The organism is Endozoicomonas sp. SESOKO2, assembly GCF_024606245.1.
Lineage (GTDB): Bacteria > Pseudomonadota > Gammaproteobacteria > Pseudomonadales > Endozoicomonadaceae > Endozoicomonas_A.
In genome coordinates this window covers 1-2112 of the sequence record NZ_JAHHPQ010000042.1, presented here as the reverse complement: position 1 = coordinate 2112, position 2112 = coordinate 1, and the positions used below count along the sequence as shown (strand labels likewise).

The window sequence follows — 2112 nt, the reverse complement described above, 5'->3', positions numbered from 1 at the left end:
GGGTACTGGAAAGACTCAGAACCAGTGTCTGGCTACCCACCAGCTGTTTAATGACCAGACTGCCATCATCCAGTCTTTCTGTTGCAGAAAACGGTAGGTCAACACCCTCATGAAACAACAAATCACCATCGTCGGACCAAAGGCTGGCACTGTAGCCGCTCAAACGTAGAAAATAACGATCACGTTCCAGTACTGTCAAAATCTTTCCCTGACCACTACTGTTGTATATGCGCTGCATATTATTGTTGATTACTATCAGCAGCTGGGCGTCCCGACTGACTAATTCTTCTTCAAACAGGTGATAACTAACGGCTCCCAGAACTGAAGCAATCACCATCATAATGACTCCAAACCAGAGAGTTAGTACTTGCTTGGTTGGCGTCATTTCGCCTGTGCCAGTCATCACTGATTTATTCACCAGCTCTGAGCACATAACCCATCCCCCTGATCGTGTGCAGAAGTTTGACGGATTCATCTTTATCAATCTTGCCTCTGAGTCGACAGACCAGAACATCAACGACATTGGTTTGTGGATCGAACTGATAATCCCAGACATGCTCCATGATCTGTGTTCTGGAAATTACTCTCTCACAGTTTCGAAGAAAGAACTCCAGCAGAACCATTTCTCTGGGTTGAAGGAAGAGTTTCCTATCACCTCTCCAAGCGAGCTTTCGGGATGGATCAAAGCTGAGGTTATGAAAGCTCAGCTTTTCTGATAGCACTGTCCGGGTAGATTGATTTCTGCGCAGCAATACCTCTACCCTTGCCAGGAGTTCATTAAAAGAAAAAGGCTTGGTGAGATAGTCATCTCCGCCAATTCTCAGACCAGAAACTTTGTCGTCTACTGCCTTTCGGGCACTTAGGAAAAGAATAGGAAAGTTGGCACCCTGCCCCCTTAGCGTTTTCACAAGATCCAGGCCGTTCAACCCAGGCAGCATGATATCCACAATGGCCAGATCGAAAGGCTCAACACCGACTTCATCCAGAGCTTCCTCGGCACTCTGGCATTGGGCTACGCCATAGCCATGCTCTTTTAAACCGTCACTGACAAAGGTGGATATAACTGAGTCGTCTTCTACCATCAGGATATTCAACAGGCTACTCCAAATTATTAGTATTTTTCTTCGAACTCAGCTTACCAGTAAACCGTCAGAAAAGAAGGGACCTTTCCAGCCTGTAATGTTCAGGCAAGGTCAGGGCAATGCTGGCTCACTACTCTATAACCAGTCGCTGAGACGGCAGCATCACAGAGACAACGAGAAAAACATCAAGGAAACCACCATGAAAAAGAGCATCATCGCACTGGCTTTTATCGCTACGGGACTGGCTATTGGCGCACAGGCAAAAACCACCGCCCTGCCAACCTTGACTGACAGAGCCGCGATAGAACTGGTCAATCAGGGTCTGCAATTCTGCCGCAAAGACGGTTACAACGTCAGTGTTGCTGTTGTTGACCGCACAGGTTCCCTGAAAGCCTTCGGCCGCTCTGAGCTGGCTGGACCACACACTGTGGACAGCGCTCAGAAAAAAGCGTTCACCGCAGCCTCTATGGGTCAGCCTACTGCCAACCTCGCCAAACTGGTAACCGATAAGCCTTTCCTGCAAGGTCTGAAAGATATGGATGCACGCATGTTGCTGCTCGGTGGCGGTATGCCAATCAAGGTTGATGGACAGATTGTGGGCGGCATCGGAATTGGCGGTGCCCCCGGCGGCCACCTGGATCAGGCATGTGCAGAGCAGGCTATCAAGATAACGCTGAAATAAATCAACCTTGACGCTACTCATTAGAGATTCTGATGAGTAGCACACGTGTTTATCAACAAACAGGTTGACTCTGCTGAAATCAGGCATAACATATAAATATGTTTTTATATGTTTTTTGGTAAGAGTGCATCCATGTCCAAATGCGCAGCGACGAAAAGCTGCTATCCAGCAGAAAATGTGGTTCAGCCCGTCACCTCCTTTGGAGCGACCACCCGCTACAGATGGTCACTGAGCGGAATGGACTGCGCCAGCTGTGCGGCAAACATCGAAAAAGCACTGGCTGCCTCCGCCGGCGTCAAGCAGGTCAGAGTCGCCTTTGCTACAGAACGCCTTGTGGTCGATCTGGAT

Annotated in this window: 4 protein-coding genes; 2 read left to right on the top strand and 2 right to left on the bottom strand. The window is 48.8% G+C overall.

Annotated elements, in window-relative coordinates; genetic code table 11:
• On the bottom strand, positions 1-403 hold a 403-nt coding region (locus tag KDK17_RS01000; RefSeq protein WP_257287146.1), incomplete at its 3' end, for a hypothetical protein.
• Between the two features lie 7 nt (positions 404-410).
• Positions 411-1094, bottom strand: coding sequence for a response regulator transcription factor (locus KDK17_RS00995; protein WP_257253094.1), 684 nt, complete (start codon positions 1092-1094; stop codon positions 411-413).
• A gap of 85 nt (positions 1095-1179) precedes the next feature.
• Between KDK17_RS00995 and KDK17_RS00990 the strand changes: the two genes are divergently transcribed.
• A complete protein-coding gene (locus KDK17_RS00990) occupies positions 1180-1764 on the top strand; it encodes a heme-binding protein (protein ID WP_257253092.1) in 585 nt (194 codons plus the stop codon).
• A gap of 132 nt (positions 1765-1896) precedes the next feature.
• The coding region (locus KDK17_RS00985; RefSeq protein ID WP_257287145.1) for a cation transporter at positions 1897-2112 on the top strand (216 nt) is incomplete at its 3' end.

What these genes read in the sequence shown, in the direction of transcription:
- KDK17_RS00990 (WP_257253092.1), top strand. Translation starts at nt 1,180, where the DNA reads ATGTTCAGGCAAGGTCAGGGCAATGCTGGCTCACTACTCTATAACCAG.